Annotated in this window: 21 protein-coding genes and 1 pseudogene; 8 read left to right on the forward strand and 14 right to left on the reverse strand. The window is 74.4% G+C overall.

The window, feature by feature from the left end; all coding sequences use genetic code 11:
• Positions 1-7 precede the first annotated feature (7 nt).
• Positions 8-2,881 carry a glycoside hydrolase family 2 TIM barrel-domain containing protein gene (locus ACIGAN_RS01895; protein WP_399854447.1) on the forward strand — a complete coding sequence of 958 codons (2,874 nt, stop codon included), beginning with the start codon at positions 8-10 and terminating at the stop codon, positions 2,879-2,881.
• Positions 2,882-2,916: 35 nt separating this feature from the next.
• Here ACIGAN_RS01895 and ACIGAN_RS01900 read toward each other — a convergent pair whose 3' ends face one another.
• The 3 genes from ACIGAN_RS01900 to ACIGAN_RS01910 form a co-directional block, all read right to left on the reverse strand.
• Entirely contained in the window at positions 2,917-4,215 is a 1,299-nt protein-coding gene (locus ACIGAN_RS01900) for an MFS transporter (protein WP_399854448.1), read from the reverse strand.
• A gap of 144 nt (positions 4,216-4,359) precedes the next feature.
• A complete protein-coding gene (locus ACIGAN_RS01905) occupies positions 4,360-4,887 on the reverse strand; it encodes a hypothetical protein (RefSeq protein ID WP_399854449.1) in 528 nt (175 codons plus the stop codon).
• Entirely contained in the window at positions 4,869-6,560 is a 1,692-nt protein-coding gene (locus ACIGAN_RS01910; protein WP_399854450.1) for a PHP domain-containing protein, read from the reverse strand. The genes ACIGAN_RS01905 and ACIGAN_RS01910 overlap by 19 nt, the downstream gene beginning before the upstream one ends.
• A 249-nt stretch (positions 6,561-6,809) precedes the next feature.
• Here ACIGAN_RS01910 and ACIGAN_RS01915 point away from each other — a divergent pair, with 249 nt between their 5' ends.
• Together ACIGAN_RS01915 and ACIGAN_RS01920 are read left to right on the forward strand one after the other, a co-directional pair.
• A complete protein-coding gene (locus ACIGAN_RS01915) occupies positions 6,810-8,147 on the forward strand; it encodes a jacalin-like lectin (RefSeq protein WP_399854451.1) in 1,338 nt (445 codons plus the stop codon).
• A 174-nt stretch (positions 8,148-8,321) separates the two neighbouring features.
• The gene (locus tag ACIGAN_RS01920; protein WP_399854452.1) at positions 8,322-8,909 is read left to right on the forward strand and encodes a TetR/AcrR family transcriptional regulator; all 588 of its coding nucleotides are present in this window, start codon (positions 8,322-8,324) and stop codon (positions 8,907-8,909) included.
• Between the two features lie 43 nt (positions 8,910-8,952).
• On the opposite strand, the gene ACIGAN_RS01925 is transcribed toward ACIGAN_RS01920, so the two are convergent.
• The 5 genes from ACIGAN_RS01925 to ACIGAN_RS01945 all read right to left on the reverse strand — a co-directional run bounded on the left by ACIGAN_RS01925 (position 8,953) and on the right by ACIGAN_RS01945 (position 15,250).
• Complete coding sequence (locus ACIGAN_RS01925; protein ID WP_399854453.1) at positions 8,953-9,744, reverse strand: isocitrate lyase/phosphoenolpyruvate mutase family protein; 792 nt, start codon at positions 9,742-9,744, stop codon at positions 8,953-8,955.
• Positions 9,745-9,803: 59 nt separating this feature from the next.
• On the reverse strand, positions 9,804-11,510 hold the full coding sequence (locus ACIGAN_RS01930; RefSeq protein WP_399854454.1) for a DUF2264 domain-containing protein: 1,707 nt from the start codon (positions 11,508-11,510) through the stop codon (positions 9,804-9,806).
• A 79-nt stretch (positions 11,511-11,589) separates the two neighbouring features.
• Entirely contained in the window at positions 11,590-12,627 is a 1,038-nt protein-coding gene (locus ACIGAN_RS01935; protein ID WP_399854455.1) for a rhamnogalacturonan acetylesterase, read from the reverse strand.
• Positions 12,628-12,744: 117 nt separating this feature from the next.
• Positions 12,745-14,157 carry a family 43 glycosylhydrolase gene (locus ACIGAN_RS01940; protein ID WP_399854456.1) on the reverse strand — a complete coding sequence of 471 codons (1,413 nt, stop codon included), beginning with the start codon at positions 14,155-14,157 and terminating at the stop codon, positions 12,745-12,747.
• 1 nt (position 14,158) lies between these two features.
• Positions 14,159-15,250, reverse strand: coding sequence for a glycoside hydrolase family 43 protein (locus ACIGAN_RS01945; protein WP_399854457.1), 1,092 nt, complete (start codon positions 15,248-15,250; stop codon positions 14,159-14,161).
• Between the two features lie 249 nt (positions 15,251-15,499).
• On the opposite strand from ACIGAN_RS01945, the gene mmuM reads away from it, so the two are divergent.
• The gene (mmuM, locus tag ACIGAN_RS01950; protein WP_399854458.1) at positions 15,500-16,426 is read left to right on the forward strand and encodes a homocysteine S-methyltransferase; all 927 of its coding nucleotides are present in this window, start codon (positions 15,500-15,502) and stop codon (positions 16,424-16,426) included.
• A 13-nt stretch (positions 16,427-16,439) separates the two neighbouring features.
• Here mmuM and ACIGAN_RS01955 read toward each other — a convergent pair whose 3' ends face one another.
• Positions 16,440-18,017: a carboxylesterase/lipase family protein gene (locus tag ACIGAN_RS01955; RefSeq protein ID WP_399854459.1), complete on the reverse strand. Its 1,578-nt coding sequence runs from the start codon at positions 18,015-18,017 to the stop codon at positions 16,440-16,442.
• A 402-nt stretch (positions 18,018-18,419) separates the two neighbouring features.
• On the opposite strand from ACIGAN_RS01955, the gene ACIGAN_RS01960 reads away from it, so the two are divergent.
• The gene (locus tag ACIGAN_RS01960) at positions 18,420-19,466 is read left to right on the forward strand and encodes a LacI family DNA-binding transcriptional regulator (RefSeq protein WP_399854460.1); all 1,047 of its coding nucleotides are present in this window, start codon (positions 18,420-18,422) and stop codon (positions 19,464-19,466) included.
• Between the two features lie 161 nt (positions 19,467-19,627).
• Positions 19,628-20,056, forward strand: a complete 429-nt coding sequence (locus ACIGAN_RS01965; RefSeq protein WP_365088125.1) for a RidA family protein — start codon at positions 19,628-19,630, stop codon at positions 20,054-20,056.
• A gap of 114 nt (positions 20,057-20,170) precedes the next feature.
• Here ACIGAN_RS01965 and ACIGAN_RS01970 read toward each other — a convergent pair whose 3' ends face one another.
• Both ACIGAN_RS01970 and ACIGAN_RS01975 read right to left on the reverse strand, forming a co-directional pair.
• Positions 20,171-20,824, reverse strand: coding sequence for a ThuA domain-containing protein (locus ACIGAN_RS01970; RefSeq protein ID WP_399854461.1), 654 nt, complete (start codon positions 20,822-20,824; stop codon positions 20,171-20,173).
• A gap of 72 nt (positions 20,825-20,896) precedes the next feature.
• Positions 20,897-21,304 (reverse strand): SRPBCC family protein, encoded by a 408-nt coding sequence (locus ACIGAN_RS01975; protein WP_399854462.1) that lies wholly within the window; start codon positions 21,302-21,304, stop codon positions 20,897-20,899.
• A gap of 113 nt (positions 21,305-21,417) precedes the next feature.
• Here ACIGAN_RS01975 and ACIGAN_RS01980 point away from each other — a divergent pair, with 113 nt between their 5' ends.
• Positions 21,418-21,822 carry a VOC family protein gene (locus ACIGAN_RS01980; protein WP_399854463.1) on the forward strand — a complete coding sequence of 135 codons (405 nt, stop codon included), beginning with the start codon at positions 21,418-21,420 and terminating at the stop codon, positions 21,820-21,822.
• Here ACIGAN_RS01980 and ACIGAN_RS01985 read toward each other — a convergent pair.
• Positions 21,814-22,491 (reverse strand): annotated as a pseudogene (locus ACIGAN_RS01985) (helix-turn-helix domain-containing protein); the annotation flags it as partial. The gene ACIGAN_RS01980 and the pseudogene ACIGAN_RS01985 overlap by 9 nt on opposite strands.
• Before the next feature lie 157 nt (positions 22,492-22,648).
• A complete protein-coding gene (locus tag ACIGAN_RS01990) occupies positions 22,649-23,584 on the reverse strand; it encodes an AraC family transcriptional regulator (RefSeq protein WP_399854464.1) in 936 nt (311 codons plus the stop codon).
• A gap of 81 nt (positions 23,585-23,665) precedes the next feature.
• Between ACIGAN_RS01990 and ACIGAN_RS01995 the strand changes: the two genes are divergently transcribed.
• Positions 23,666-24,619, forward strand: a complete 954-nt coding sequence (locus ACIGAN_RS01995) for an NmrA family NAD(P)-binding protein (protein WP_399854465.1) — start codon at positions 23,666-23,668, stop codon at positions 24,617-24,619.
• Positions 24,620-24,633: 14 nt separating this feature from the next.
• Here the strand turns inward: ACIGAN_RS01995 and ACIGAN_RS02000 are convergent, their stop codons facing one another.
• On the reverse strand, positions 24,634-25,785 hold the full coding sequence (locus tag ACIGAN_RS02000; protein WP_365088131.1) for a YihY/virulence factor BrkB family protein: 1,152 nt from the start codon (positions 25,783-25,785) through the stop codon (positions 24,634-24,636).
• Positions 25,786-25,837: the final 52 nt, after the last annotated feature.

Genomic DNA, 25,837 nt, shown 5'->3' on the forward strand with positions numbered 1-25,837 from the left:
GAGACCGATGTCTTTCCGCACGACCCCCTCCGCTGACTACGTCGAGGACGTCTCCCCGGGCCGCGGGACCCTGCCGCCCCGTGCCTGGTACGCCTCCTCCGACGCGCGGTCGCTGTCGCTGAACGGCAGCTGGCGCTTCCGGCTGTCGGCCACCGCCGATGCCGAGAACGACTCGTTCGCCGAGGAGGGCTTCGACGCCGGGGACTGGGCCGAGGTCACGGTCCCCGGGCACTGGGTCCTCCAGGGCGACGGGGCGTTCGGGTCCCCGATCTACACCAACCACCTCTACCCGTTCCCGGTGGACCCGCCGCACGTGCCGACGGAGAACCCGACCGGGGACCACCTGCGCGTCTTCGACCTGCCGTCCGACTGGCCCTCGGACGGCGGGGCGGTGGTGCGCTTCGACGGCGTCGAGTCCTGCGCCCGCGTCTGGCTGAACGGCACCGAGCTCGGCGAGTTCAAGGGCTCCCGGCTGCCGCACGAGTTCGCGGTCGGCCACCTGCTGAAGCCCGGGCGCAACGTGCTCGCGGTCCGCGTCCACCAATGGTCGGCCGGGTCGTACCTGGAGGACCAGGACCAGTGGTGGCTGCCGGGCATCTTCCGGGACGTGACACTGCTGCACCGCCCGGCGGGCGGTGCGGGCGACTTCTTCGTGCACGCCTCCTACGACCACACCACCGGCGAGGGCACCCTGCGGGTCGACTCCGACGTCGAGGGGCGGGTGACCGTCCCGGCCCTGGACATCGATGTCGTGACCGGCGAGGCGGTGACCGTCCCGGTCGAGCCGTGGACCGCCGAGACGCCGAGGCTCTACGACGGTGTGCTGGCCACCGGGGGCGAGCGGGTGCCGCTGCGCGTCGGCTTCCGCACGGTCGCCCTGGAGGACGGGCTGATCAAGGTCAACGGCCGGGCGGTCCTCTTCAAGGGCGTCAACCGGCACGAATGGCACCCGCGTACGGGCCGCGCGCTCGACCTGGAGACCATGCGCGAGGACGTGCTGCTGATGAAGCGGCACAACCTCAACGCCGTGCGCACCTCGCACTACCCGCCGCACCCGGCCTTCCTGGACCTGTGCGACGAGTACGGGCTGTGGGTCGTCGACGAGTGCGACCTGGAGACCCACGGCTTCACCGAGCAGGACTGGCGGGACAACCCGGTCGACGACGACCGCTGGACCCCGGCCCTGCTGGACCGGGCCGCGCGGATGGTCGAACGGGACAAGAACCACCCGTCGGTGGTGTTCTGGTCGCTGGGCAACGAGGCCGGCACCGGCCGGGGGCTGACCGCCATGGCCGAGTGGATCCGCGCGCGCGACCCCGAGCGGCTGGTGCACTACGAGGGCGACCGGGACTGCCGCGACACGGACGTCTACTCGCGGATGTACGCCTTCCACGACGAGGTCGACCGGATCGGCCGGCGGCTGGACGGCGGCACGCGCAGGCGCCGTGAACTGCCGTTCATCCAGTGCGAGTACGGGCACGCCATGGGCAACGGCCCCGGCGGACTCGCCGACTACCAGGAGCTGTTCGAGCGGCACGGGCGGCTCCAGGGCGGGTTCGTCTGGGAGTGGATCGACCACGGCGTCGAGCACCCAACGCTGGGCTACGCCTACGGCGGCGACTTCGGCGAGGAGCTGCACGACGGCAACTTCGTCTGCGACGGGCTGGTCTTCCCCGACCGGACGCCGTCGCCGGGCCTGATCGAGTACAAGAAGGTGATCGAGCCCGTCCGCATCGAGGGTGACGGGGCCGACGGCACCGTGCGGATCACCAACAAGCACGACTTCGCCGACCTGTCCGCGCTGGCCTTCGAGTGGTCCTGCCAGGTGGACGGCGAAACGGTCGAGTCGGGCTCCCTCGGGGTGCCGGCGCTCGCGCCGGGCGAGAGCGCCGAGGTCAAGCTGCCCGAGCCGCCCGCGGACGGCCGGGGCGGCGAACGCCGGTGGACCGTGCGGGCCCTCCTCGCCGAGGACACCTCCTGGGCCGCGAAGGACCACGTCGTGGCCTGGGGGCAGTTCGCCGTCGGGGCGCGGCCGCTGCCGAGCGTGCCCGCGACGGACAAGCCCGTGCCGGACGGGGACCGGATCACCCTCGGCCCGGCCGCGTTCGACGCCCGTACCGGGGCGCTGCTCTCGATCGGCGCGGTGACCGTCGGGGCGACGCCGCGCCTGGACGTGTGGCGGGCGACGACCGACAACGACGACGGCGCCGCATGGCAGTCGGACACCCGCTACGGGCTGCTGTGGCGCGAACTCGGCCTGCACCGGATGCGGCACCGGCTGGTGTCGGTCGAGGCGGGCGACGACGCGCTGACGGTGCGCACCCGGGTGGCCCCCGCCGCCCGCGAGGTGGGTCTGGCGACGGTGTACCGGTGGACGTCCGACGGTGAGCGGCTGCGGCTGTCGGTGTCCGTGACGCCCGAGGGCGACTGGACGGTGCCGCTGCCCCGGCTCGGGGTGCGGTTCGGGCTGCCGGAGGCCGACACCGTGGAGTGGTTCGGCGGCGGTCCCGGCGAGGCGTACCCGGACACCCGGGCGGCGTCCCTGGTGGGCCGCTGGCGTTCGACGGTGGACGGACTGCAGACGCCGTACGTCCGCCCTCAGGAGAACGGCGCCCGTGCCGACGTGCGCTGGGTGGAGCTGGGCGGGCTGCGGATCGAGGGCGACCCGGAGTTCTGGTTCACCGCGCGGCGCTGGACGAGCGAGCAGCTGGACGCGGCCCGGCACCGCACCGACCTGGTGCCCGGCGACACGGTGTGGGTCAACCTCGACCACGGGCAGCACGGCATCGGCTCGCAGTCCTGCGGCCCGGGCCCGCTGCCGCAGTACCACCTGGAGGCGGAACCGGCCGAGTTCTCGTTCGTGTTCTCGACCACCCCGTAGGAAGGTCCACGGCGGCCGGCCGGCCCGCGGTGGCGTCACCCGGGCCCGGCCGGCCGGCCCGACCTGCGGATCGGGGTGAACAGCGCGGCCCCGGCGAGCAGCACGCAGGTCGCCCCGGCGGCCAGGGCGACCGGGGTCGTGCCCCGTTCCTCGGCCGCCCAGGTCAGCACGGCCGCCCCGAGGGGCGCCGCCGCGTACTGGAGGGTCCAGAAGGCGGAGGTGACGCGGCCCAGGAGGTGCTCGGGGGTGACCTCCTGGCGCAGCGACATCGAGCAGGTGCCCGCCATCCCGGCGCAGGCCAGGAAGGCGGCGCTCAGGGCGGCCACCACCGGCACGTCACGGGCCCAGCCGAGACCGGCGAAGGCGAGGCCGCACACCGCGACCGAGCCGGTCCAGGTCGCGCCGAAGCCGAGGCGGCGGCGGACCCGGGCGACCAGCAGGGCACCGGTGACGGTGCCGAGCGCGCCGGCCGCCATGACCGTGCCGACGGTGCCGTCGTCGTGGCCGAGGTCGTGCTTGAGGTGGTAGATGACCAGGTCGTTCAGGCCCAGGGTGAGAAAGCTGAAGACGAACAGGAGGGCGGTCAGGGAGCGCAGGACCGGGTGGCCGCGGAGGAAGGCGACGCCGACGCGCAGGTCCCGCCACAGGCCGGTGCGTGCACCGGCCCGCTCGTCGTCCGCCGCGCGGGGCCGCAGCCGCACGAAGCACAGGCACACCGCCGACACCCCGAAGCTGGCCGCGTCCACGCCCACGGCCGCGGCCGGGCCCGACCAGGCGGCCACCAGCCCGGCGCACAGCGGCCCGAGGACGCCCGACGCGGCGGCCGTCGCGTTCAGCCGCCCGTTGGCCTCCGTCAGCCGGCCGGTGCCGACCAGGCCGCGCACGACCGTGACGTAGCCGACCGCGAACAGCATGCCGACGGCCTCGCACAGCGGCAGCACGGCGTACAGCAGCCAGATCTGCGGGCCGAACAGCCACACCAGCGGGATCACGCCGTACAGGCCCATGCGGACCAGGTCGCAGGTGATGAGCAGCCGGCGCCGGTCCACCCGGTCCACCACCGCCCCGGCGAACACGGCCGCCACGACCGACGCGGCCCCGCCCACCGCCGTGAGCAGTCCCATCCGGGCGACCGACCCGGTGGCCTCCAGGACCAGCAGCGGCAGCGCGATCAGCGCGAAGGAGTCACCGAGCATCGAGAGGGTCTGGGCGGTCCAGAACATCCCGAAGTCCCGCTGCCGCCACAGCGGACGGGCAGCGGGCAGGACCTCGCTGTCGGCATCGGCCGGGGCACCTCCCGGCTCGTCCTCGCGCCGGTCCGCCTCGTGCGCCATGCCGTCTCCCCCGTGTGCGGTGTTCGCCGAACTCCTCGATAGTGCCTGCTTCCACCAGGTGAAGGACGGTGGTTTTCGGGGCCGTGAGTGATCTCCGGGCGGTGAGGAACCGCCCCGCCGGTCGGACCCGTGCCGTGAGCCGCGTCAGTGGTCCGCGCAGCACGGGGTGGGGTCCGGCACCTCGAAGGGGACGAGGGTGCCGCCCGCCGCGGGCATGGCCGTCAGCACGAGCGTGCCGTCCTGCCACTGCGGGCGCACGTGGTCCCGGGTCGCCAGGGGTGTGGCGGGCCCGGGCGGCTCCGGGGTGCCGAGGACGGCCACGCGGCCGATCGCGGACCTGGACAGCAGGTCCGCGACGGTCAGCGTGCCGGTGAGCGACGCGGCGCCCGGGTAGAGCACCGCGCGCCCCACCCGGTCCGGGACGCCGGGTGACACCGCGTGCCCGAGGCCCGCGAGCCGCTCCGCGGCGGTGCGGTGGAGCGGCTCGGAGGGCAGGGCGAGGGACAGCACGACCCGGGGGCGGCCGTCCCGCACCAGGTGGGTGCAGCCGAACGCGTCCTCGGGGAGGGCGAGTTCGGCCGCCAGGGTGCGCAGCAGGTGGTCGGCCGCGCGCAGGTCCCGCAGCCCCGGGTCGATGGTGAGGGTGTACGGCGTCACGAGGGCAGGACCCACACCGGGTTGGTGTAGAACCACAGGTCGCGCCAGGGGTCGGCGTCGCCGACGACGTCGAGCGCGGGGCCCGCCGGGTCGACGGCCGCGCCGAGGGCGCCGACGGCGGACCGGTTGCCGTCGGTGCCGCGCAGCCGGAGGTACACGGGCTTGTCCACGCGGCCGAGGTCGAAGGTGAGGCGGACGGGAGCGGTGGCCTTGCTGACGTCGTACGCCTTGACGACCTTCGCGGTCGGGGCGGTGAAGGTGTCCCGGTCGGCGACCGGGCCCGTCACGTCGCCCTGGATGACGTCGACGCGGGCCAGTTCGGGGCGGAACCCGGCCCAGTTGGGGCCGCCGGCCGGGGTGACGTCGATCGTCAGCGTGACCTTGGTGCCCTTCCTCACGTGCAGGGCGCCGCCGAGCGTGGCCCAGCGGCCGCCGCCGCTCACCCGCACGTCCACGGCGTCGACGAGCTGCCCGTGGTCGACCCAGACGCGGCCGGCGCGGATGCCGTCCATCACGGCGGCGTAGGAGAAGCCGTCGGCGCCGACGTGGGTGCGGCTGTACTGGCCGGGCCAGTAGTCGCCCTGGGTGACGTCGATCTTCCCGCCGTAGACGGGGTCCTCGTAGCGGCCGTTGGCGTTGAAGTCGCCGCCGGGGCCGCGCACCGCGGTGTCGGCGTAGACCTGGTGGGAGTCGGAGTTGGCGGTGATCCACCAGGGCTTGCCCTCGGCGAGGAGGCTGTCCCAGAGGCCGCCGACGGTGGCGGTCATCCAGTCGAAGCCGCCCCAGGTGCGGTAGCTCTCCGGCGGGTAGCCGGGGAAGGAGTTGGCACCGGGGCTGTTGTCGTAGATGCCGCGGGCGCGGCCCATGCCGAGCGGCGCGGGCAGACCGGCGGCCTGGTGGCCGGGGGCGCCCTCGAAGCCGACGGCGATCTGCCGGCCGGGACCGCCGGCGTCGCGCCAGGCGCGGATCTCGTGCGGGGAGTCGACGCCGCGCCGGGCCGGGTGGTTGGCGAGCATCAGGGCGTCCTTGACCTTGCGGCGCCTGACCTGGTCGGCGAGGAAGCTCAGACCCGCGACGGCGAGCGCCTCGTTGGCGGGCGTGGAGTCGGAGGCGTTCTTGACGCTGCCGTCGTAGTCGGTCTCGAACTGCTTGAGGACGGCGACCTCGTTCTTGCCGGGGTGCACGAAGACGGTGCCGTGCTCGGCGGCCGGGATGTTCCACTCCAGGCCCTGGAAGACGAGGGTGTCCCGGTGGGCGGCGCGGGCGGCCTTGATGTCCGGGTTGACCTTCTCCACGCCGATCCTGGCGTGGGTGGCGCTGCCGTGGTCGGTGATGACGAGCCAGTCCATGCCGTGCCGGGCGCCCTGGCGGACCTGGTCGACGACGCGGTACTTGCCGTCGCTGCTGTACTGGGTGTGGATGTGGTGGTCGCCGGCGAGCCACAGGAAGCCGTCGCGGCGGCGGCCGCCGGACGCGGCGGCGGGTGCCGCCTGGGCCAGGACGCTGCCGGCCGCGAGACCGGCGCCGAGCAGGCCGGCGCGGCGCAGCAGCGAGCGGCGCGAGGCCTGTTCGGGGGTGAGGGCCTCGTCGGGGACGGAGGTGTCGAAGGCGGCGGGCAGGGCCGGTGCGGCCTCGTGCTCGTGGTCGTGCCCGTGGTGGTGATGGCCGTGTGCGTGCCCGTGTCCCATTGAAGCGCCTCCTGTGTGCCGCCGGTGCGGCGGCTGCCTTCCGCGGCGTGTGACCACGCCGCGTGTGGAGGATCGAGGCGAAACATGAACGTTGAACGACCAGGGGGCGAGCGGCGGGCGGCCCCGGGGCGGCGGATCTCCCCGTCTCGCACTGTTTCCTCAACTCACCTTGTTGGCCACACTGGTTGGCGCTCAACCTGAGCATCGTTCAGGTTCCGTCGCGCCTCCCCGACCGGAGACACCCCCACCATGAGACGACTCCTCGGCACCCTCACCGCCGCCGCCCTGGCCCTCGCCGGACTCACCGCGGCCACGGCGGCGCCCGCGACCGCGACGCCCGCCACCGCGGCCGCGCCCACCGGGTCCTTCGACGTCCTGACCTACAACATCGCCGGCCTGCCCCTCGGCCTCGGCGACAGCGACCCCGAGACCAACACCCCGCTGATCGGGCAGCGGCTCGGGGCGTACGACATCGTGAACGTGCAGGAGGACTTCAACTACCACGCGTCGCTGTACGCCCACGACCGGCACCCGTACCGCACGGCCACCAGCGGCGGCGCGGCCTTCGGCGACGGCCTCAACACCCTGTCGGACTTCCCCTTCGAGGACTTCCAGCGGGTGAGGTGGAACCACTGCACCGGCACCAACTGCCTGACCCCGAAGGGCTTCACGCTGGCGCGGGTCCGCCTGGCCGAGGGCGCCTACGTCGACCTGTACAACGTCCACACCAACGCCGACTCCACGGACGACGCGCTGGCCGCGCGCCGGGCCAACATCGAGCAGCTCTCCGCCTTCGTCCGGGAGAACTCCGCGGGCAACGCGGTGATCGTCATGGGCGACACCAACACCCGCTACACCCGGGCCGGCGACAACATCCGCACCCTGCTGACGGAGAACGGCCTGACGGACGCGTGGGTGGAGCGGGTGCGGGGCGGCACCCCGCCGGCGCAGGGCGGCGACGCGCTGGTGTGCGACGCGGCGGCGCCGACGGACGACTGCGAGGTCGTCGACAAGGTGCTCTACCGGGGCAGCGCGCTGGTTGACCTCACCGCCACCGGGTACGCCAACGACTGGCGCTCCTTCCTGCGTTCGGACGGCAAGCACCTCTCCGACCACTTCCCGCACACCGTCGGCTTCTCCTACACCCTGGACCCCGCGCTGCGCGCGAGCGACTTCTTCGGCGGCCCGCACGGCACGGCGTTCAACGACGCGGACGACCTGCCCGCGACGCCCGCGCCCCGCACCCTCACGCTGCGCGGCGACGCCCGTCTGGACGCGCTGTCCCTCACCCTCGACGGCGGCACAATCCTCGCCCACGGCGGCACGGGCGGCGCGGCCAGGTCCCTGACCCTGACCGAGGGCGAGCACCTGGTGTCGGTGCGGCTGACCCAGGGCCGGAAGGACGGCCGGACCAGGATCTTCTCGGCGTCCTTCACCACCGACCGGGGCCGCACGCTGTCCGCCGGCACCGCCACGTCCGACGCGCGGACCTTCACCGTCCCGGCCGGCCGGCAGATCGTGGGCTTCACCGGCCGCGCGGGCGCCGGGATCGACAAACTGGGAGTGATCCACGCGCCCGTGCGCTGAACGGCCGGACGGACACCGGGGAGCCGCGGGCCCGGTCGCGGGGCCCGGGAGGGAGAGAGAACTGCTCCCGCACCGGGTCACGTCCGCTCGGCCGCCCTGTGCGCGGCGCGGCGCCCGCTACGATCACAGCGCCCCAGCCGACACGGCACCGTCCGAGAGGGAGGCCCGCACCGCATGCCCAGAGCCGGCCTCACCCCGGACCGCCTCGTCGCGGCGGCGGCCGACCTCGCCGACGAGGCCGGGTTGGAGCAGGTCACCCTGTCCGCGCTGGCACGCCGCTTCGGGGTGAAGGACGCGAGTCTGTACTCGCACGTCAGGAGTCTGCGGGACCTGCGCACGCGGATGGCCCTCCTCGCCGGCGGCGAGATGATCGACCGGATCGCGGCGGCGGTCGCCGGACGCACCGGCCGGGACGCGCTCGCCGCCTTCGCCGGCGCCTACCGGGCCTACGCCCTGGAGCACCCCGGCCGGTACGCGGCGACGCAGCTGCCCCTGGACCAGGCCCTGGTCCCCGACTCCCCCGCCCTGCGCCGCACCGCCGAGGTCACCTACGGCATGCTCCGCGCCTACGGCCTGGAGGAACCCGACCTCACCGACGCGGTGCGCCTGCTGCGCAGCGCGTTCCACGGCTACTGCGCCCTGGAGTCCACCGGCGCCTTCGGCGCGCCCCGCGACGTGCAGGCCTCCTGGGACAAGGCCATCGACGCCCTGCACGTCCTGCTGCTCAACTGGCCCCGCGAGCAGCGACCCCCCGGTACCTGAACCCGCAGCGGCGGCGACCGGGCGGAGTCCGGGCGGGTGGCCCTCAGCGGGGAGGCGGGAGCAGGGCCGTCACCTCGTCGTACGAGGGGGACGGGCCGTCCGGGGTCCGGCCGGCCCGGATGCCGGCCGCCGCGCGCAGGGCCGCGCCCAGTGCCGTGCGGTACAGCAGCGAGCCGAGGCTGATGCGGCGGGCACCGGCGTCGGCGAGCGCGCTGACGGGCGGGCCGGTGGGTGAGTAGAGGACGTTGAGCGGTGCGTCCAGGTGACGCACCAGGGCGGCGATCTGACGTGGGTCGGTGAGGCCGGGGACGAACACGCCGTCCGCGCCGGCCGCCTGGTAGGCGTCCAGCCGGGAGAGCGTGTCGGCGGTGTCGCCGTCACCCAGCCAGTGGGTGTCGGTGCGGGCGTTGACGAACAGGGCGGGGACGGCCTTCTTCACCGCCGCGATCTTCGCGGCCAGCCGTCCGGCGGGTGCCAGGCCGTCCTCCAGGTTGAGGCCGGCGACGCCGACGGCGTACAGCTCGCGCGCGAACCTGGCGACCTCGTCCGGGTCGTCGCTGAAGCCGCCCTCGGCGTCGACGGACAGCAGCAGCGGCCGCGAGCCGAGGGAGAGGGCCAGCCGGAGCGTCTCCTCGCGGGTCGCGGCCACCGCGTCGGGCAGACCGGCGACGGCGGCGACGCCGAGGCTCGTCGTCGCCACCGCCGGGAAGCCCTGCGCGGCGAGGGCCCGCGCGGAGGCGTAGTCCCACGCGTTGGGCAGCAGCAGCGGCTCGTCGGCGTGGTGGAGCGCGGCGAAGGCGGTGACGGGCGCGGTCGGCCGGGGGCTTCGGGTCATGCCGTCACGCTAGGCCCGGATCGTTTCGGCCCGCGCCGAACCACGGCCGTCCGGGCAGGTCAGCCGATGTGCGCCCCGGCCTCGTCCAGCCGGACCCGCACCTCGGGTCCTCCGCTCCAGCGGACCGTGAGCGCGCCGGACCCGTCCGTGTCGACGCGTACCGTCTCGGTCAGCGGCACCGGATCCGGCTCGGCGGTGAGCCGGGCCAGCGCGACGAAGAGGGTGGCGTCCCCGGTGGTGACGCCGGTGAGCCCGTCGCCGGGTCCGTCGCCGGGTCCGGCTTCGAGGCCGACGGCGGGCAGGAGTTCGGCGCGGACGCCCTCCGGGGCGCTCCAGCCGGTCACGCGCACCGCCGTCCCGGGCCGGGCCCCCGCGACCCGGTGGACGCGCACCTCCACCGCCCCGTGCGCCAGCACCGCGCTCGTCACCCGCGCTCCCCCGCCCGCCGTGTGCCGTGAGGCCGCCCAGCCCGCCCCGGCCCCCAGCGGCTCGATCCCGGTGCGGCTCGGGTCGCCGTCGACGATCACGCTGTTGTCGTACGACGCGGCGGGCGCGGTCACGGTCGAGTAGGCGAGACGCGTGTAGTACGGGTCGTAGCGGACGTCCTCGCTGCCGTGGTTGTGCAGGCGGACCAGGCCGTCGCGACGGGTCGACTGGAGCAGCCAGTTGGGCGGTCCGACGGGCGTGACGGCGTCCTCGCGCTCGGCCGGCCCGGGGCGTTCCGGCGCCGTCCACACCTCGTGCTCCGGTGGCAGGAGCAGACCGAGGAAGCCCTTGCTCGCCCAGTACGGGGAGGCGGGGCCCGAGTAGCCCTGCAGCACGGACGCGTCCGGCCCGTGCCAGCCGAGGGTGAGCAGGCCCCGGTCGTCGACCGCGCCCCGGTCGAGGAAGTACCGCAGGGCGCCGGACGCCAGCCGCCGGGTCTCGCCCGGCTCCAGCGGGGTACGGCCGGTCAGCGCGCCCAGCCACAGCGGAGCGGCCGTCGCGAAGCGGTACGTCAGGGAACGCCCCTGGTGCACCGGGGCGCCGTCGCCCCCGAACAGGCGGGCGTAGTCCGCGAGATGCCGCTCCAGACGGCCCCCGTACAGCTCCAGCAGGCCCGCGTCGCGCTCCAGCCAGGCGTGCAGCACCGGGTAGAGGTGCATCGCCCAGCCGTTGTAGTAGTCGTACTTGCGGCCGTCGCCGTCGGTGTACCAGCCGTCGCCCCGGTACCACTGCTCGATGCGCTCCAGGCCGCGGTCGACCGCCGCGCGGGACGCCTCCGGCTCGTGGCCGGTCTCCGCGAGGAAACCGCCGACCGTGACGGGGAACAACTCCCAGTTGCAGGGCCAGGGTTCGGCCGTGAGCGCGTCGGCCAGCCAGCGAGCGGCCCGCTGCCGGACGCCGTCGTCCAGGCGGTCCCAGAGAAGGTTCCGGGTCAGGCGCAGGGCCAGGGCGATGGACGCGGCCTCCACCAGGGGCTGGCCGCGGTCCTCGATGCGCGGCCAGACGCCCGAGACCCCGGCGGCGAGGCCCTGCGCATAGCGCTCCAGGGCCTTCTCGTCGCGGCGGAAGGCGGCCAGCAGCAGGGTGCGGGCGTAGCCTTCCAGGCCGTCGGAGAGGCGGCCGGACCAGCTGGAGCGGTCGCCGGGCAGGTGGTACAGCGCGCGGTCCTCGGACGCGTACGGTTCGACGGCGGCGAGCAGGGCGTCGGCGGCCGCTTCCCAGTGGGCGCGGGTGTAGCCGGTGAACGGGGACGCCGTGCGGTCGGCGGGGGGCAGCTGCATCGGTTCTCTTCCGTGCTCGGACCGGTCGGGACGGCTCGGGCCTGGGGCGCCCCGGTTCCGGTCGGGGCGCCCCAGGGGTTCATCCCACCCGCACCGTGCCCGGCGGCACCAGTTGCAGGGTGACGAGTGCGTCGCGGACCAGGCGCGCGTAGGCGGTCGCCCCGCGCACGGAGGTGTGGGTGTTGTCCCGCGCCTCGGCGGTGAGGTAGAGCGCCTTGGACGCTTCCACGCCCAGCGCCTCCACGAGTTCCTTGGTCTTCGCCGTGAGGTCGATCAGGGGCACGTCCTCCTCGGCGGCCACGGAGCGGACGACCGCCGGATGGTCGACGCCGAGGCCGTTGACCAGGAGGGCGGTTCCGTTGTTCAGCGTGCCGTCGGTGTTGAACCAGCGGCGCACGATCGGCGTGACAAGGACCGGCTGTCCGCCCCGTTCCCGGACGCCCGCCACCAGGGTCTCCAGGTTGGCCCGGTAGGTGGCCTCGTCCGTGGTCTTGTCGTTGTGGGCGAGCTGGACGAGTACCGGATCACCGGGACGGATCAGGGGCCGCACGGTGGCCCACAGCCTCGGGTTCCCCAGATACGACACCGTACTCTCCCCGGAATCGGCGTAGTTGGCGACGGACAGGCCCGTGCGGAGGAACTGGGGCAGTTGCTGGCCCCAGCCGGAGTACGGGTCGCCGGGCTGGTCGCAGACGGTGGAGTCGCCGACGAGGAAGATCTGGCGGGTGCGCCGGGCCGGGGTGACCCGGATGTCGGCCGGCGCGGGCGCGGAGCCGCCGATCCGCAGGTCGAGGCCGGAGCTTCCGTCCGGGCCGGTGGGCTCGCCCTCGGGGGTGCGGACGTGCACGGTGAAGCCGCGGGTGACGTGCTTGCCGGCCGGGACGGCCGTCTCGGGCAGCAGGGAACGCCGCGTCTCGCCGCTGACGCTCGTACGGGACGCGTCCGGTCCGCCGAGCCTGACCCGCACGTCGTAGGTGCCGGGCGGCACGTCGAAGTGGCAGACACCGGCGGTGCACCGGGGGAAGTCCGCGGGGACCTCGGCGGCGCCCGCCGGGGCGGCCGGCAGGGCGGTCCCCAGGACCACCGCCGCCACGACGGCGATGCTGAAACGTCTCACTCTCGGCTCCTCCGGCGGACGACAGGACCTGAGAGGGGACCGTACCGCCCGCGGCAAGCGCTTTCTAGAGTGCGGGCGGTACTCCCGGCGCAGCCGGCTCGCTGTCCCGGAAGGCGGTCAGGTGCCGCGTGTCCACTGCTGGTTGGTCCCGCCGTTGCACGCGTAGGTGATGACCGCCGCGCCGTTGGCGGTGGAGGCGCCGTTCACGTCCAGGCACTCGCCGCTCGCCCGCGACTTCACGTTCACGTACGAGCCGGTGGTGGTCAGCGACCACTGCTGGCCGGCGGCGGAGGCGTCGCAGTCCTCCTGCGTGACCGTGTTCGCGTTCTCCTGCACGCACAGCGAGCTGTTCCTGACCATAAGCTGGTGGTAGCCGCCCCCGACGGGCTTGGACCAGTACCTCTGGTTGGCGCCGCCGTTGCAGTCGTACTGCTTGATCTGGGTGCCCGCCCAGAGCGACTGGCTGGTGACGTCCGCGCAGCGGGAGGAGTGGCGGGCGATCAGCGTGTGGTACGTGGCACTGGTGCCGGCGACGGTTCCGGTGGCCGTGTCGACGGTGATCTCCGGTGACCAGGACATCGCCATGGTGGTCGAGTCGGCGAAGCTCAGCGGCAGCCACACGTACCGGGAGTCGTTGACGGTGCCGCCGAAGGAGTTGCCCCAGCGGTCGCCCAGGTACAGGTACGAGGTGCCCGAGGTGCCCTGCACGGGCAGGACGAACGCGGTCTGCGAGCCGTACGTCGTCGCGTCCCCGATGTTCTTCATGGCCGACCAGGGGCCGGCGATGTTCGTGGCGGTGGCGTACTGCTGCTGGTTGGGGTTCCAGCCCGTCGCGCCGGAGGTCAGCATGAAGTACACGCCGTTCCGCTTGAACAGGGCGGGGGCCTCGCGGTGGCCGCCGGGCCAGGGGTTGGCGACCAGGCTCGCGATGCCGGTGTAGTCGGCGGTGAGGCGGTAGATCTGCAGGTCGTAATTCTCGCGCGCGGCCGAGACCATGTACCCGGTGCCGTCGGTGTCGGTGAAGACCGTGATGTCACGGGACATGTGCTGTCCGAGCGGCCGGAAGCTGCCCTTCCAGGTGTAGTTCCCGTCGACGGTGTCGGAGACGGCGACCGCGGCGCGGGCCTCGCTGTAGTCGGTGCCGTTCTCCTTGTGCATCCACATGACGAACCTGCCGGTGGAGGCGTTATACACGACCTTCGGCCGCTCGATGTTGGCGGTCGCCAGCTCCGGATCGCTCGCCTCGGTCAGGACGCGGTTGCGGAACTCCCAGTTCTTCAGGTCGGTCGAGCGGTAGGCGTCGACAGAGCGGAAGGTGTTGTCGGCGTTGCGGTGCTCGCCGAACCAGTAGTAGTAGGACCCGACCTTGAGGACGCCGCCCCCGTGCGCGTGCACGGGATTGCCCGACGTGTCCGTGAACCGAGTCCCGTTGGTGATCGTCTGCGGAGCGGCCTGCGCGGGTCCGGCGGTGGCGAGGGCACCGAACAGGCCCAGGCACAGGGCGAGAAGGGCGGCGTGGACGCGTCTCATGTCACTCCCCCGCCCCGGCCGTGTCGGCGACCGGTATGCCGAAGTCGGGTGTGCCGTCCGGCTTCCAGCCGAGCGTCTGGACCCGGGTGTGCCGGTTGGGGTCGTCCAGCGGGTCGCCGTCGATCTCCTTGTACGGGCGGGCGTGGTAGACGAGGACGTCGGTGCGGCCGTCCTCGGCGACCGTGAAGCAGTTGTGGCCGGGGCCGTACTGCTGGGTGGTGTCGTTGCTGGTGAAGACCGGGGTCGGCGACTTGGTCCAGCTCAGCGGGTCCAGGAGGTGGCTGTCGGCGTCGGCGGTCAGCAGGCCCACGCAGTAGTGGGAGTCGGTGGCGCTGGCCGAGTACGTCATGAACAGGCGGCCGTTGCGCTTGAGGACGTACGGGCCCTCGTTGACCTTGAACCCGACGCACTCCCAGTCGTACTCCGGGGTGGACAGCCGTACCTGCGGGCCCTTCAGGGTCCACGGGTTCGCCATCTCCGACAGGAAGATGCCGGTGTTGTTGTCCGTGCCGGGCTCGTGCTGCGCCCAGGCGAGGTAGCGGGTGCCGCGGTGGGTGAACGTGGTGGCGTCCAGGGAGCAGGTTTCCCAGGCCGTCCTGACCTGGCCTCTCTCCACCCAGGTGCCCTTGAAGGGGTCGGTGTGGGCGTTCTCCAGCACCCAGATGCGGATCGCCCAGACGTCCTCGGCGGGCGCGGAGGCGAAGTAGAGGTACCACCTGCCGCCGATGCGGTGCAGTTCGGGCGCCCAGATGTGGGCCCCCATCGGGCCCGTCGGATGGGCCCGCCAGACGACGGACTCGGCCGCCGTGCCCAGGCCGTTCAGGGTGCGGGAGCGGCGCAGGACGATGCGGTCGTACTCGGGGGCGGTGGCGGTGAAGTAGTAGCAGCCGTCCTTGTGCCGGTGGATGTGCGGGTCGGCGCGGTTGCGGACGAGCGGGTTGACGAACGGGGCCGGCCGGGGAGGCCGGGCGGGCTCGGCCGCCCGGGCGACCGCGGGGGCGGCGGGGACGGCGGCCAGGGCGCCGGCGGCTGCGGCACCCTTCAACAGCAGCCTACGGGTGGGGGGTTCGGGCAGAGCGGGGTCGCGGCTCATGCGGCCTGCCTCTCGTGGGGGGAAGAACACCCGGCGTTGTTTGACATGTCGAACGTCATCTGTCATTACGAACGCCGAAAAGGTAAGGGTGTGTCACGTGCAGGTCAACGGGTCCGACGGGACCAAGGCGGCCGGGACGCGGCCCGCACCGCGCGCGTCACCCCTCGAAGCCGGCTGCCGGCCGGCCTGTCCCTGTGCGGGACACAGCGGAACGGGGTCCGGCGCGGGGCGTCGACTACCGTCGGTGGCATGACCAGCAGCCCCACCCTCGCCGAAGCCCTCGCCGCCGGGACGGTCGTCCTGGACGGCGGCATGTCCAACCAGCTCGAATCGGCCGGGCACGACCTGAGTGACGAGCTGTGGTCCGCGCGCCTGCTCGCCGAACGGCCGGAGGCGGTCACCGAGGCCCACCTGGCCTACTTCCGGGCGGGCGCGGACGTGGCGATCACGGCCAGCTACCAGGCCACGTTCGAGGGTTTCGCGAAGCGCGGGATCGGCCGCGACCGGGCGGCCCGGCTCATGGCGCTGAGCGTGGAGGCGGCGCGGGAGGCGGCGCGGCGGGCCGGGGTTGCGCGCCCCCTGTGGGTGGCGGCCTCGGCGGGCCCGTACGGAGCGATGCTCGCGGACGGCTCGGAGTACCGGGGGCGGTACGGGCTGACGGTGGACGAGCTGGAACGCTTCCACCGCCCGCGCCTGGAGGTACTGGCCGCGGCCGGCCCCGACGTCCTCGCGCTGGAGACCGTCCCGGACGCGGACGAGGCGGCCGCACTGCTGCGGGCGGTGCGCGGGCTCGGGGCGCCGGCCTGGCTGACGTACTCGGTCGCCGGCGACCGCACCCGGGCCGGACAGCCGCTCCAGGAGGCCTTCGCCCTGGCCGCCGACGCGGACGAGGTGATCGCGGTCGGGGTGAACTGCTGCGCGCCCGAGGACGTCGAGCACGCGGCGGCGACGGCGGCGCGGGTGACCGGCAAGCCGGTCGTCGTCTACCCCAACAGCGGCGAGACCTGGGACGCCGCGGCCCGGGCCTGGTCCGGCCGCGCCACGTTCACCGCCGCCCAGGTGGAGACCTGGCAGGCCGCGGGCGCCCGACTGATCGGCGGATGCTGCCGGGTGGGGCCGGAGGCGATCACGGGCATCGCGAGGGCCCTGACGACGGGCCGACCGCGTTCCCGCTGAGGTCCGCCGGTCGTCAGCGCCGCCGCAACCCCCCGGCGCGCCGGAAACGCCGTACCGCCGTGCGGAGTTCCGTGCCGCGTGGTGGGGTGCCGACGGGGGACGGGGTGAGGGCGTCGCGGGTCCAGAGGGCGAGTTCGCGGTCGCGGGGGCCGGGTGCGGTGTGGGCCAGGGGGTCCGGTGCGTCCGGGGCGGGGTCGCCGAACACCCGTACCGGGTGCGTGGCGTCCCAGCGTTCCCAGCCCGGGTCGCCGTCCGCGGCGAAGCGCACCCACGCCGAGTGGAGGGCGTCGGCGAGGTCCTGGGGCGCGCCCTCACCGGCGAGTCGGCGGGACTCGGGCACCTCGCCGGTGTCGAAGACGAAGCCGAGCTCCAGCGCGTGGCAGGCGCCGAGGCCGGGGAGGCGGGAGGGCCAGGCGAACTCGTAGACGTACGAGGGTTCCGTACGGGCGTCGGCGAGTCGGTGCAGGGGGATGCGCAGGAGGTGGTCGGTGACGAGGTCGCCGACGAGGTCGGCCGTGCCGGCCTCGGGGCGCAGGGCGCGGTAGCCGCGCGGAACCTCGCCGCCGCAGCGGCAGCGGGCCATGGCCCCGGCCAGGGCGACGGCCCCGAGGCGGTCGAGTCGCTCCATGAGGCCGCCGGGGACCAGCCAGAGCCGGTGCTCGTCGCGGGTCCAGCCCATCATCAGGTCCACGCCGGGGGCGGCGCCGTCGAGGAGGGCCTCCAGCGGGTCGCGCGGGACGACGTCCCCGTCGACGACGATGCCGAAGGCGGGGCCGCCGATGACGGGGCTGCTGAGCCGGCCCACCTCGGCCTGGGTGCGCAGCAGCAGGTCGCGGTCGACGGTGGCGAAGGCCTCGGCGGTGGCGGGGATCCTCAGCCGGGACGCCATCCGGCGCACCATCCGGCGGACCCTGGTCCGTTCGGCCGCCTCGGGCGGACCGCTCTGCAGCACGGCCCGGCGGACCATGCCCCGGGTCTGCGGGGCGGCGAGGAGGGCGCCGATGCTGATGGCCCCGGCGGACTGGCCGAAGAGGGTGATGCGGCCCGGGTCGCCGCCGAACGCCTCGATGGTCTCGTGGACCCAGGCCAGGGCGGCGATCTGGTCGCGCAGGCCCGGGTTGGCGGGCGCGTCCGGGAACAGGCCGTAACCCTCCACGCCGAGCCGGTAGTTGAGCGAGACGCAGACGACGCCGTCCCGGGCGAAGGCGTGTCCGTCGTAGACGGGTACCGCGGAGGAGCCCCGGGTCAGGGCGCCGCCGTGCAGCCAGACCAGGACGGGGAGGCGGGCCGCGGGATCCGGGGCCGGGGTCCAGACGTTGAGGTTGAGGATGTCGTCGCCGGGGATCACCGGGTCGGACAGGTAGGGGGCGAAGGCCTCGGAGTAGGGGGGTTTGGGCGGGGTGGGGCCGAAGGCGCCGGCGTCGCGGACGCCGTCCCAGGGCGGCAGGGGCTCGGGCGGGCGGAAACGGCGCGGCCCGAAGGGGGGTTGCGCGTAGGGGATGCCGCGGAAGACCGCGACGCCGCGCTCGTACCTGCCCCGCAGGGCACCGTGGGGCGTGCTCACCACGGGGTCCGCCTGGTCCGCCGTCATACGTCCACCGGCCTCCTCACCGCGCTCGTGCACCGTGAGGATCAGAGCACCTCATGGTGGCCCGGTATTCCGGTGCACGGACGGGTCAGGGGGCCGTTCGGCGCAACGGCCGCTTCGCGTGCGGCAGCGCTGGTCCGTCCGGGGCGGAGTGCGGCCCCGTCGACGCGGCGCTCGCGGCGGGCTTCGCCGGGTTCCGGCCGGCTTGTACGCCCCGACGGGGCAGTTGTTCGAGGTTTCGAGAGTTGCGCCCGGGGCGAGCGCGTGACCGCGTCCGTCTTCCCGCCGCCCTGCGCCGCACCTACAGTAGGAAGCGCTTTCTGCCGGGTCGGAGCCGGACCGTGGCGGGCAGCGCTGGTCGAAACTTTCCACGGCCCTCGGGCGGGCCGGAGAGGCGGGTTCCCGATGGTGCGTACGGCGAGTGCGGGCGCGGCGGCCGGTCCGACGCTGGCGGTCGTGGCCCGCGAGGCGGGGGTCTCGGTGCCGACCGCCTCGAAGGTGGTCAACGGCCGGGAGGACGTCGCGCCCGAGACCCGCCGCCGTGTCACCGAGGCGCTCGACCGGCTCGGTTACGTGCGCCGGCCCCGCTTCGACGCGGCCAAGGCGCCCCGGCTCGTCGACCTGGTCGTGCACTCGCTGGAGAGCTCCTGGTCGGGTGCCGTGCTGCACGGGGCGGAGGAGGCGGCGCACGACGCGGGTCTGGAGGTCGTGGTCTCGGCGGCGCTGACCCGCTCCCGGGCCGGGCGCCCCGAGCGGGGCTGGCTGGACAAGCTGGTCGCGCGCGGATCCTCCGGGGTGCTGTTCAACCTGGCCGAGCTGAGCGCCTCGCAGTACGCCTGGCTGGAGCAGCACCGCATCCCGTTCGTGATGATCGACCCGGTGCAGGAGCCGCCGGAGGGCGTGGTGTCGGTGGGGGCGGCGAACTGGCAGGGCGGTCTGACGGCGACCGAGCACCTGCTCGCGCTGGGGCACGAGCGGATCGCCGTGATCGCGGGGTCCCGACGCACCCTGTGCAGCAGCGCCCGGGTCGCCGGCTACCGCTCGGCGCTCGCGTCGGCCGGGGTCCGGCAGCGCTCCGAGTACGTCCGGCACGCCGGCTTCGACGAGGGCCAGGCCAGGCGCCGCATGCGGGAACTGCTCGACCTGCCCGAGCCGCCGACGGCCGTGTTCGTGTGCTCGGACCGGATGGCCCTGGGGGTCTACGAGGCCCTGGCCGAACGGGCGTTGCGGATCCCGGACGACGTGAGCGTGGTCGGCTTCGACGACCTGCCCGAGGCGCGCTGGGCCTCCCCGGCGCTGACCACGGTCCGCCAGCCGCTGTCCGAGATGGCCGCGACGGCCCTGCGGTCGCTGCTGCGCCTGATGGACGGGCACCACCCGGAGAGCACCCGCACGGAGTTGTCCACCCGCCTGGTGCACCGCGCGAGCACGGCGGCGCCCGGGACGCGGTGACGGACCCCGCCCCAGGACACGGTGACAGACCCTCCTCCCCCCGGGGACGTGGTGACAGTCCCCCGGGCGCGGAATGCGTCTGCGGCTCAAGGGAGTTGGCAGGAGAGACAGGGCCGCCGCCGACGCGGTGGCCGCGCTCGGCGGAAAGGAACTGCCCGGTCATGACGCGCGACTCGCGCACGATCACCAACCCGGCCACGCTCCACGACCCCACCCCGTTCGGCTACAGCCACGCCGTCTCGGCCCCCGGCGACCTCGTCTTCATCGCCGGCCAGTACGCCTCGGACGCCACCGGTGCGCCCGTGCCGGGGGACTTCGCCGCACAGGTGGAACTGGCCTTCGACCGGTTGCGGTCGGCGCTGGAGGGGGTGGGGCTGGGCTACGAACACGTCGTCCGGCTCGGCACGTTCGTCGTGGACCACGACCCCGGGAAGCTGGAGGTGCTGGGCAAGGCCCTGCACGCCCGCTTCGGTGACCGGCTTCCGGCGCAGACGCTGAGCGGGGTCGCCTCGCTCGCCCTGCCGGGGATGCTGTTCGAGGTCGACGCGGTGGCGGTCCGCCCCACGGCACCGACGCCGGACGCCGGCTGAGCGTCGCCCCGGACCCGGGCCGGACCGGCTCCGGCCCGGCCGGGAGCACCCGGCACCGGCCAGGCGCCCCCGTGAGGGGAACGGGACGGAATCCAGGCGGGGCGGGCCTGCCCCTCAGGGCAGGGGCAGTGCGGCCGCCCAGCGGATGCCGCCCAGCAGGTGCGCCCGGAAGAGGGGGTCCTCGTAGGCCTCCGGGGCGTGCCCGAGGGCCGTGTAGAAGACCCGGCCGCGGCCGTGGTCACGGCACCAGACCAGGGGGTGGTCCTCGCCCATGCCGCCGCCCTCGTAGGAGGACTCGTCGGCGGTGACGAGGACACGGACCGTGCCGCGCGGGTTGGTGCGGAAGTCGTACCACTCGTCGGTGAAGTCCCAGACGGCGGGCAGGTGCCGGGTCGCCGGGTGGTCGTGGTCCTCGACGACGGCCCGGCCCGGCTGGTGGTGCGGGTGCCGGTCGAACCAGGTGCCCAGCAGCTCGCCGTAGTAGGGCCAGCCGTACTCCGTGCAGGCCGCCGCGTGCACGCCGACGAAGCCGCCGCCCGACTCCACGTAGGCGGCGAGCCGCTCCCGTCCGGCCGGGGTGAGGATGTCGCCGCTGGTGGAGAGGAAGACGACGGCCGCGTAGCCGTCCAGGGGCCGTTCCAGGTCCGCCGGGTCCTCGGTGGCGTGGACGTCGAAGGCGCCGAGGGCGCGCAGGGCGGCGACACCGGCCGGGATGGAGTCGTGCCGGTATCCGGTGGTGCGGGTGTGGACGAGCAGTCGTGGTGCCATGGGATCCGAACCTAGGAGATCCGGGCACGGCCCGGAGGGTTCTCGGCACCATGAATTCTGCCGCCCCGGCCCTCACCCCGCTTCCATCAGCCGCTTGAGCCTGGCGAGGTCGGCGGACACCGCCTCCGCGTCGCGGCGGAACTCCTCGTCGCTCATCCACGGCTGCCGGCGCAGCGTGAACACCACCTCGCAGCCGGACCCGTCGGCGATCACCCGCATCGGGTTGTGCACGGTGTGCCCCGAGGGCAGCGTCACGTCGTGGTCCAGCACGCCGAAGTCGTTCCGGGGCGTGAAGTCCACCACGATCCGCCCCATGGGCGACTCCCCCACCCACCGGCCGTCCACCGGGTGCAGGGAGCTCGCCAGCCCGGGGGCCCAGTCGGGGACGTGGGCGGGGTCGCCGACGTAGTCGTAGACCTCCCGCTGCGGGCGGTCGATGAAGACGCTCAGATGCCTCGATGTCCGTGTCGTGGTCGTCATGGCGGTGACGCTACGGCGCCGCCGGGGCGGCGGTCTTGAACGGATCGGACAGGCGCGGGCCGGTGTCCGTTTCCTTCAAGACCGGCCGTCGCGGTCCCGCCTACGGTGGGCCCATGACCGCACGATTCGATGCCATCGGCCTGGTCGTCTCCGACATGGCCGCCTCCGTCGCCTTCTACCGCCGGCTCGGGTTCGTCTTCCCGGAGGACGCCGGGCGGCAACCGCACACCGAGGCCGATCTGCCCGGCGGGCTGCGGCTGATGCTCGACACCGAGGAGACGGTCCTCTCCTTCCTGCCCGGCTGGCGGCCGCCGACGGGCGGGGGCCGCACCTCGCTGGCCCTGCGGTGCGACGGGCCGCAGGAGGTGGACGCGCTGTACGCGGAGCTGACGAACGCCGGGTACCGCGGCGAACTCAAGCCCTGGGACGCCTTCTGGGGGCAGCGCTACGCCGTGGTGCTCGACCCGGACGGCAACGGGGTGGACCTGTTCGCCCCGCTGGCCGGCGCGGCCGAGTAGGTCGCTCAGCGGCACACCCGCCAGGGCCCGTACTTCGCGCGACAGATGGGCCTGGTCGGCGTAGCCGGCCCGGGCGGCCGTCTCCGCCAACGGCGTACCGGCCCGGGCCAGCGCGAGGGCGCGGCGCAGCCGCAGGATGCGGGCCAGCGTCTTGGGCCCGTAGCCGAAGGCGGCCAGGGAGCGGCGGTGCAGCAGGCGTGCCCCGACGCCGAGTTCGTCGGCGGTGGCGGCGACCGGGCGGCCCGCGTCGAGAGCGGCGACGACCCGCCGCAGCAGCGGGTCCGTGGGCTCGGTGTCGGCGGCCCGCCGCAGCGCCAGCTCCTCCAGGCCCTGCACCGGGTCGGGGGCCGCCCGCACGCGGGCGGTCAGCCGCCGCACCTCGGAGGCCGGCCACAGGTCCGTGAGTTCGACCCGGCGGTCGCGCAGTTCGTGGGCGGGGACGCCGAGCAGCGCCGGGGCCGTGCCGGGCGGGAAGCGGATGCCCGACCAGGGGCCGTCCTCGCCGTCCGTGAGGTACGCCCGGGTGTCCGGTCCGGCGACCAGCAGCCGCCCGTCGTGCCACAGCAGGTCCATGCACCCGTCCGGCAGCACCCGACCCGGCCCGGACCGCTCGGGGGTGTTGGTCCACAGGACCGCCCCGGTGAGCCGCGCCGCACGCTCCGCATACACGGAAGCCAGGCTACGCCGCCGCCCCGCGGACCACCGCTCCCCGCCCCCAGGGGCCCGGGGAACCTGATCGGACAACCCCAGCCCACCCGCGCACCGGGGCACCCGCACGCAGACCACCGCTCCCCGCCCCAGGGCTGCGGGGAACCGCGCGCACGCCCTACCCCACCCGCCCCCGGTATTCCGCAGGGCTCACCCCGTAGACCCGTTTGAACGCCGTGGACAGGGCGAACGCGCTGCCGTACCCCACCCGGCGGGCCACCGCGTCGAGCGTGTCGTCGCTCTCGCGCAGCCGGTCGGCGGCGAGGGCGAGGCGCCAGCCGGTGAGGTACGTCATCGGCGGTTCGCCGACCAGGGTTGTGAAGCGGCGGGCCAGCGCGGCCCGGGACACCCCCGCCTTCGCGGCGAGCCCGGCGACCGTCCACGGGTGGGCGGGATCGTCCTGGAGCAGGCGCAGCACCCCGCCGACGACCGGGTCGGCCAGCGCCCGGTACCAGGCCGGTGCCGCCGCCTCCGGGCGGGCGAACCAGGCCCGCAGCGCGGTGATGACCAGCAGGTCCAGCAGCCGGTCCAGGACGACCTCCTGCCCCGGCCCGTTCCGCACGATCTCCTGGCACAGGTACGGCGTGAGCGGACAGTCCCACACCTCGGGCGTCAGCGTGAGCAGCGGCGGCAGGGCGTCCAGCAGCCGCCCGCCGATCTCGCCCCGCACGGGGTACGTGCCGATCAGCAGGACGGTCCCGCCGTCGAGCCGGTCGCCCCAGGTGCGCACGCCGAGGTCCATGGAGCCCTGAAGGGGCCGTCCGTCGGGGTGGCGGCACTCCTGGCCGGGCAGGATCAGCGCCTGCGGTGCCGTGTCGGGGGCGTCGGCGCAGGTGTACGGGTCGGGGCCGCGGGCGATGGCGAGGTCCCCGGCGCGCAGCCGCGTGCGGGCTCCCCGGTCGGGCAGGACCCACGCCTCGCCGCGCACGACGAGCATCACGGTGAGCGGCGCCCGGTCCTCCACCCGTACCGCCCAGGGCGGGTCGAAGCACGCCCTGATCATGAACGCGCCCCGTGCCCGGGGGCCTTCGAGCAGGCCGGCGAGAGCGTCCATGGGGCCAGCGTAGACGCGGCCGCATGGGAATGAGCCGTTCAGCGATGGTTCCGTCCGCCGCACGGCAGTTGACTCGACGTCATGACGAACACGGCACGCGACACAGCGCAGGGCACGGCACGCGACACAGCGCAGGGAACGGCGCCGAACGCAGGGCAGGACACGGCGCCGAACGCAGGGCAGGACACGGCACGGGACACGGCAGGGGGCAGGCGGGGGACGACGCTGGTGGTGACGGGCGCCTCGGGCCGTACGGGCAGCCGGGTGGCGCGGGCCGCCGAGGCCGCCGGACTGACCGTGCGGGCGGCGTCACGGGCGACGGGGTTCGACTGGTGGGACGCCTCGACCTGGGCGCACGCCCTGCGCGGCGCCGACGCGGCCTACCTCGCCCTGCCCTCCGACGTCGGGGCGCCGGGCGCGGCGGAGGCGGTCGGGGCGCTCGCGCGGGAGGCGGTCGGGCTCGGGGTGCGGCGGCTGGTGCTGCTGTCGGCGCGGGGCGAGGACCAGGCCCTGCCCACCGAGGAGGCGCTGCGCGCCTCGGGCGCGGACTGGACGGTGGTGCGGGCCGCGTGGTTCGCGCAGAACTTCAGCGAGGGCCCGCTGGTGGCGGAGCTGCGGGAGCGCGGTGAGCTGGTGTTCCCGGCCGGCGAGGTGCGCGAGCCGTTCCTCGACGTCCGGGACATCGCGGACGTGGTGGTGACCGCGCTGACGGCCGGGGACCGGTACGTGGGGCGCACCCTGGCCCTGTCCGGCGGGCGGCTGCTCTCCTTCGGCGAGGCGGTCGCGGAGATCGCCGCGGCGACCGGGCGGCCGCTGGCGTACCGGGCGGTCTCGACGCGGGACTACGGGGAGGCCCTGGCCGGCTTCGGGGTGCCGCCGCGGGAGGCCGAAGCCCTGGCCGCGATCTTCGACACCCTCCTGGACGGCCGCAACGCGCATCTCTCCGGCGGGGTGGAGGAGGTCCTGGGCCGGGCGCCCCGGGACTTCTCGGACTTCGTGCGGGAGGAGGCGGCGGCCGGCACCTGGAAGGCGTGAGGCCGGCCGGCCCGTCACGTCCCGGCGGGCGGCTGCCCCTCCCCGGTGCCCTGGCCGTTCTTGCCGTGGGTGGACTTCACCTGCGTGCGCAGCCGGGCCGTGACGTCCTCCGGGGGCAGGAAGCGGGACCAGCGCTCGGGGAACTCGGACGGCATGTCCGGGTCGGACTCGCCGCGGGCGGCGGCGCGCGCCACGTACTCGGCGACCTGGGCCTGGCGCATCCGCTCGTTGGCCTCGCGGGCCGCGGCCGTCGCGGCGGCCGGCCAGACCCGGTCGATGGCGGCGTTCACCGCGGCCCCGACGAGCACGGCGAACGCGGACACGCCGATCCACAGCAGCACGGCGACGGCGGCGGCGAGCGAACCGTAGATGGTGGCGCCCTCGACGGTGTTCTGGAGGTAGATGCGCAGCAGGAAGCTGCCCAGCACCCACATGCCGAGGGCGACGAGCGCGCCGGGCACGTCCTCGATCCACGGGGAGCGCACCGGCACGGAGACGTGGTACAGCGTGGTGAGGAACGCGATCGACAGCAGTATCACCACCGGCCAGTACAGGACCTGCACCACCGTGGTCGACCAGGGCAGGATGTCCACCATCGCGTCCGGCCCCGCCACCATCAGCGGCAGCGCGACCGAGCCGATCAGCAGGGCGACGATGAACAGCAGGAAGGCCAGCAGCCGGGTCTTGACGATGCCCCGGACCCCGTCGAGGCCGTACATCACGGTGATGGTGTCGATGAAGACGTTCACCGCGCGGGAGCCCGACCACAGCGCGATCAGGAAGCCGAGGGAGATGACGTCGACCCGGCCGCCCTTCATCACGTCGTGCAGGATCGGCTCGGCGATCTCGCGCACCCCGCGGTCGGACAGCACCGTGCGCGAGGCCTCCAGGAGGTTGGTGCGCAGGCTCTGGATGGTGTCGGCGCCGGTCCAGGCGTCGACGTAGCCGAGCAGCCCGATCATGCTCAGCAGCAGCGGCGGCACCGACAGCAGCGTGAAGAAGGCGGCCTCGGCCGCGAGCCCCAGGATGCGGTACTCGATGCAGGAGTTGACGGTGTCCTTGAGCAACAGCCAGGCGGTCCTGCGCTTGGAGACGTTCCGGTAGAGGGCCCGCGCCCGGTGGAGGCGCCCGGAGGGCGTGTCGGGGGTTTCACTTGCTGGCTGCACCCCCTAACGGTATCCGTCGTGCCCGGCCCCACTCACCCACAGGCCGCCTCTT

It is taken from the genome of Streptomyces sp. NPDC085931, assembly GCF_044540565.1.
Classification (GTDB): Bacteria; Actinomycetota; Actinomycetes; order Streptomycetales; family Streptomycetaceae; genus Streptomyces.

Excerpts from the sequence above, each read along its gene's own strand:
- ACIGAN_RS01945 (WP_399854457.1), bottom strand. The coding sequence starts at position 15,250 with ATGAGCCGCGACCCCGCTCTGCCCGAACCCCCCACCCGTAGGCTGCTG.
- ACIGAN_RS01895 (WP_399854447.1), top strand. The coding sequence starts at position 8 with ATGTCTTTCCGCACGACCCCCTCCGCTGACTACGTCGAGGACGTCTCC.
- ACIGAN_RS01930 (WP_399854454.1), bottom strand. The coding sequence starts at position 11,510 with ATGCAGCTGCCCCCCGCCGACCGCACGGCGTCCCCGTTCACCGGCTAC.
- ACIGAN_RS01995 (WP_399854465.1), top strand. The coding sequence starts at position 23,666 with ATGACGAACACGGCACGCGACACAGCGCAGGGCACGGCACGCGACACA.
- ACIGAN_RS01955 (WP_399854459.1), bottom strand. The coding sequence starts at position 18,017 with ATGACGGCGGACCAGGCGGACCCCGTGGTGAGCACGCCCCACGGTGCC.
- ACIGAN_RS01920 (WP_399854452.1), top strand. The coding sequence starts at position 8,322 with ATGCCCAGAGCCGGCCTCACCCCGGACCGCCTCGTCGCGGCGGCGGCC.
- ACIGAN_RS01980 (WP_399854463.1), top strand. The coding sequence starts at position 21,418 with ATGACCGCACGATTCGATGCCATCGGCCTGGTCGTCTCCGACATGGCC.
- ACIGAN_RS01910 (WP_399854450.1), bottom strand. The coding sequence starts at position 6,560 with ATGGGACACGGGCACGCACACGGCCATCACCACCACGGGCACGACCAC.
- mmuM (WP_399854458.1), top strand. The coding sequence starts at position 15,500 with ATGACCAGCAGCCCCACCCTCGCCGAAGCCCTCGCCGCCGGGACGGTC.
- ACIGAN_RS01990 (WP_399854464.1), bottom strand. The coding sequence starts at position 23,584 with ATGGACGCTCTCGCCGGCCTGCTCGAAGGCCCCCGGGCACGGGGCGCG.
- ACIGAN_RS01975 (WP_399854462.1), bottom strand. The coding sequence starts at position 21,304 with ATGACGACCACGACACGGACATCGAGGCATCTGAGCGTCTTCATCGAC.
- ACIGAN_RS01970 (WP_399854461.1), bottom strand. The coding sequence starts at position 20,824 with ATGGCACCACGACTGCTCGTCCACACCCGCACCACCGGATACCGGCAC.
- ACIGAN_RS01940 (WP_399854456.1), bottom strand. The coding sequence starts at position 14,157 with ATGAGACGCGTCCACGCCGCCCTTCTCGCCCTGTGCCTGGGCCTGTTC.
- ACIGAN_RS01900 (WP_399854448.1), bottom strand. The coding sequence starts at position 4,215 with ATGGCGCACGAGGCGGACCGGCGCGAGGACGAGCCGGGAGGTGCCCCG.
- ACIGAN_RS01915 (WP_399854451.1), top strand. The coding sequence starts at position 6,810 with ATGAGACGACTCCTCGGCACCCTCACCGCCGCCGCCCTGGCCCTCGCC.
- ACIGAN_RS01925 (WP_399854453.1), bottom strand. The coding sequence starts at position 9,744 with ATGACCCGAAGCCCCCGGCCGACCGCGCCCGTCACCGCCTTCGCCGCG.
- ACIGAN_RS01960 (WP_399854460.1), top strand. The coding sequence starts at position 18,420 with ATGGTGCGTACGGCGAGTGCGGGCGCGGCGGCCGGTCCGACGCTGGCG.
- ACIGAN_RS01965 (WP_365088125.1), top strand. The coding sequence starts at position 19,628 with ATGACGCGCGACTCGCGCACGATCACCAACCCGGCCACGCTCCACGAC.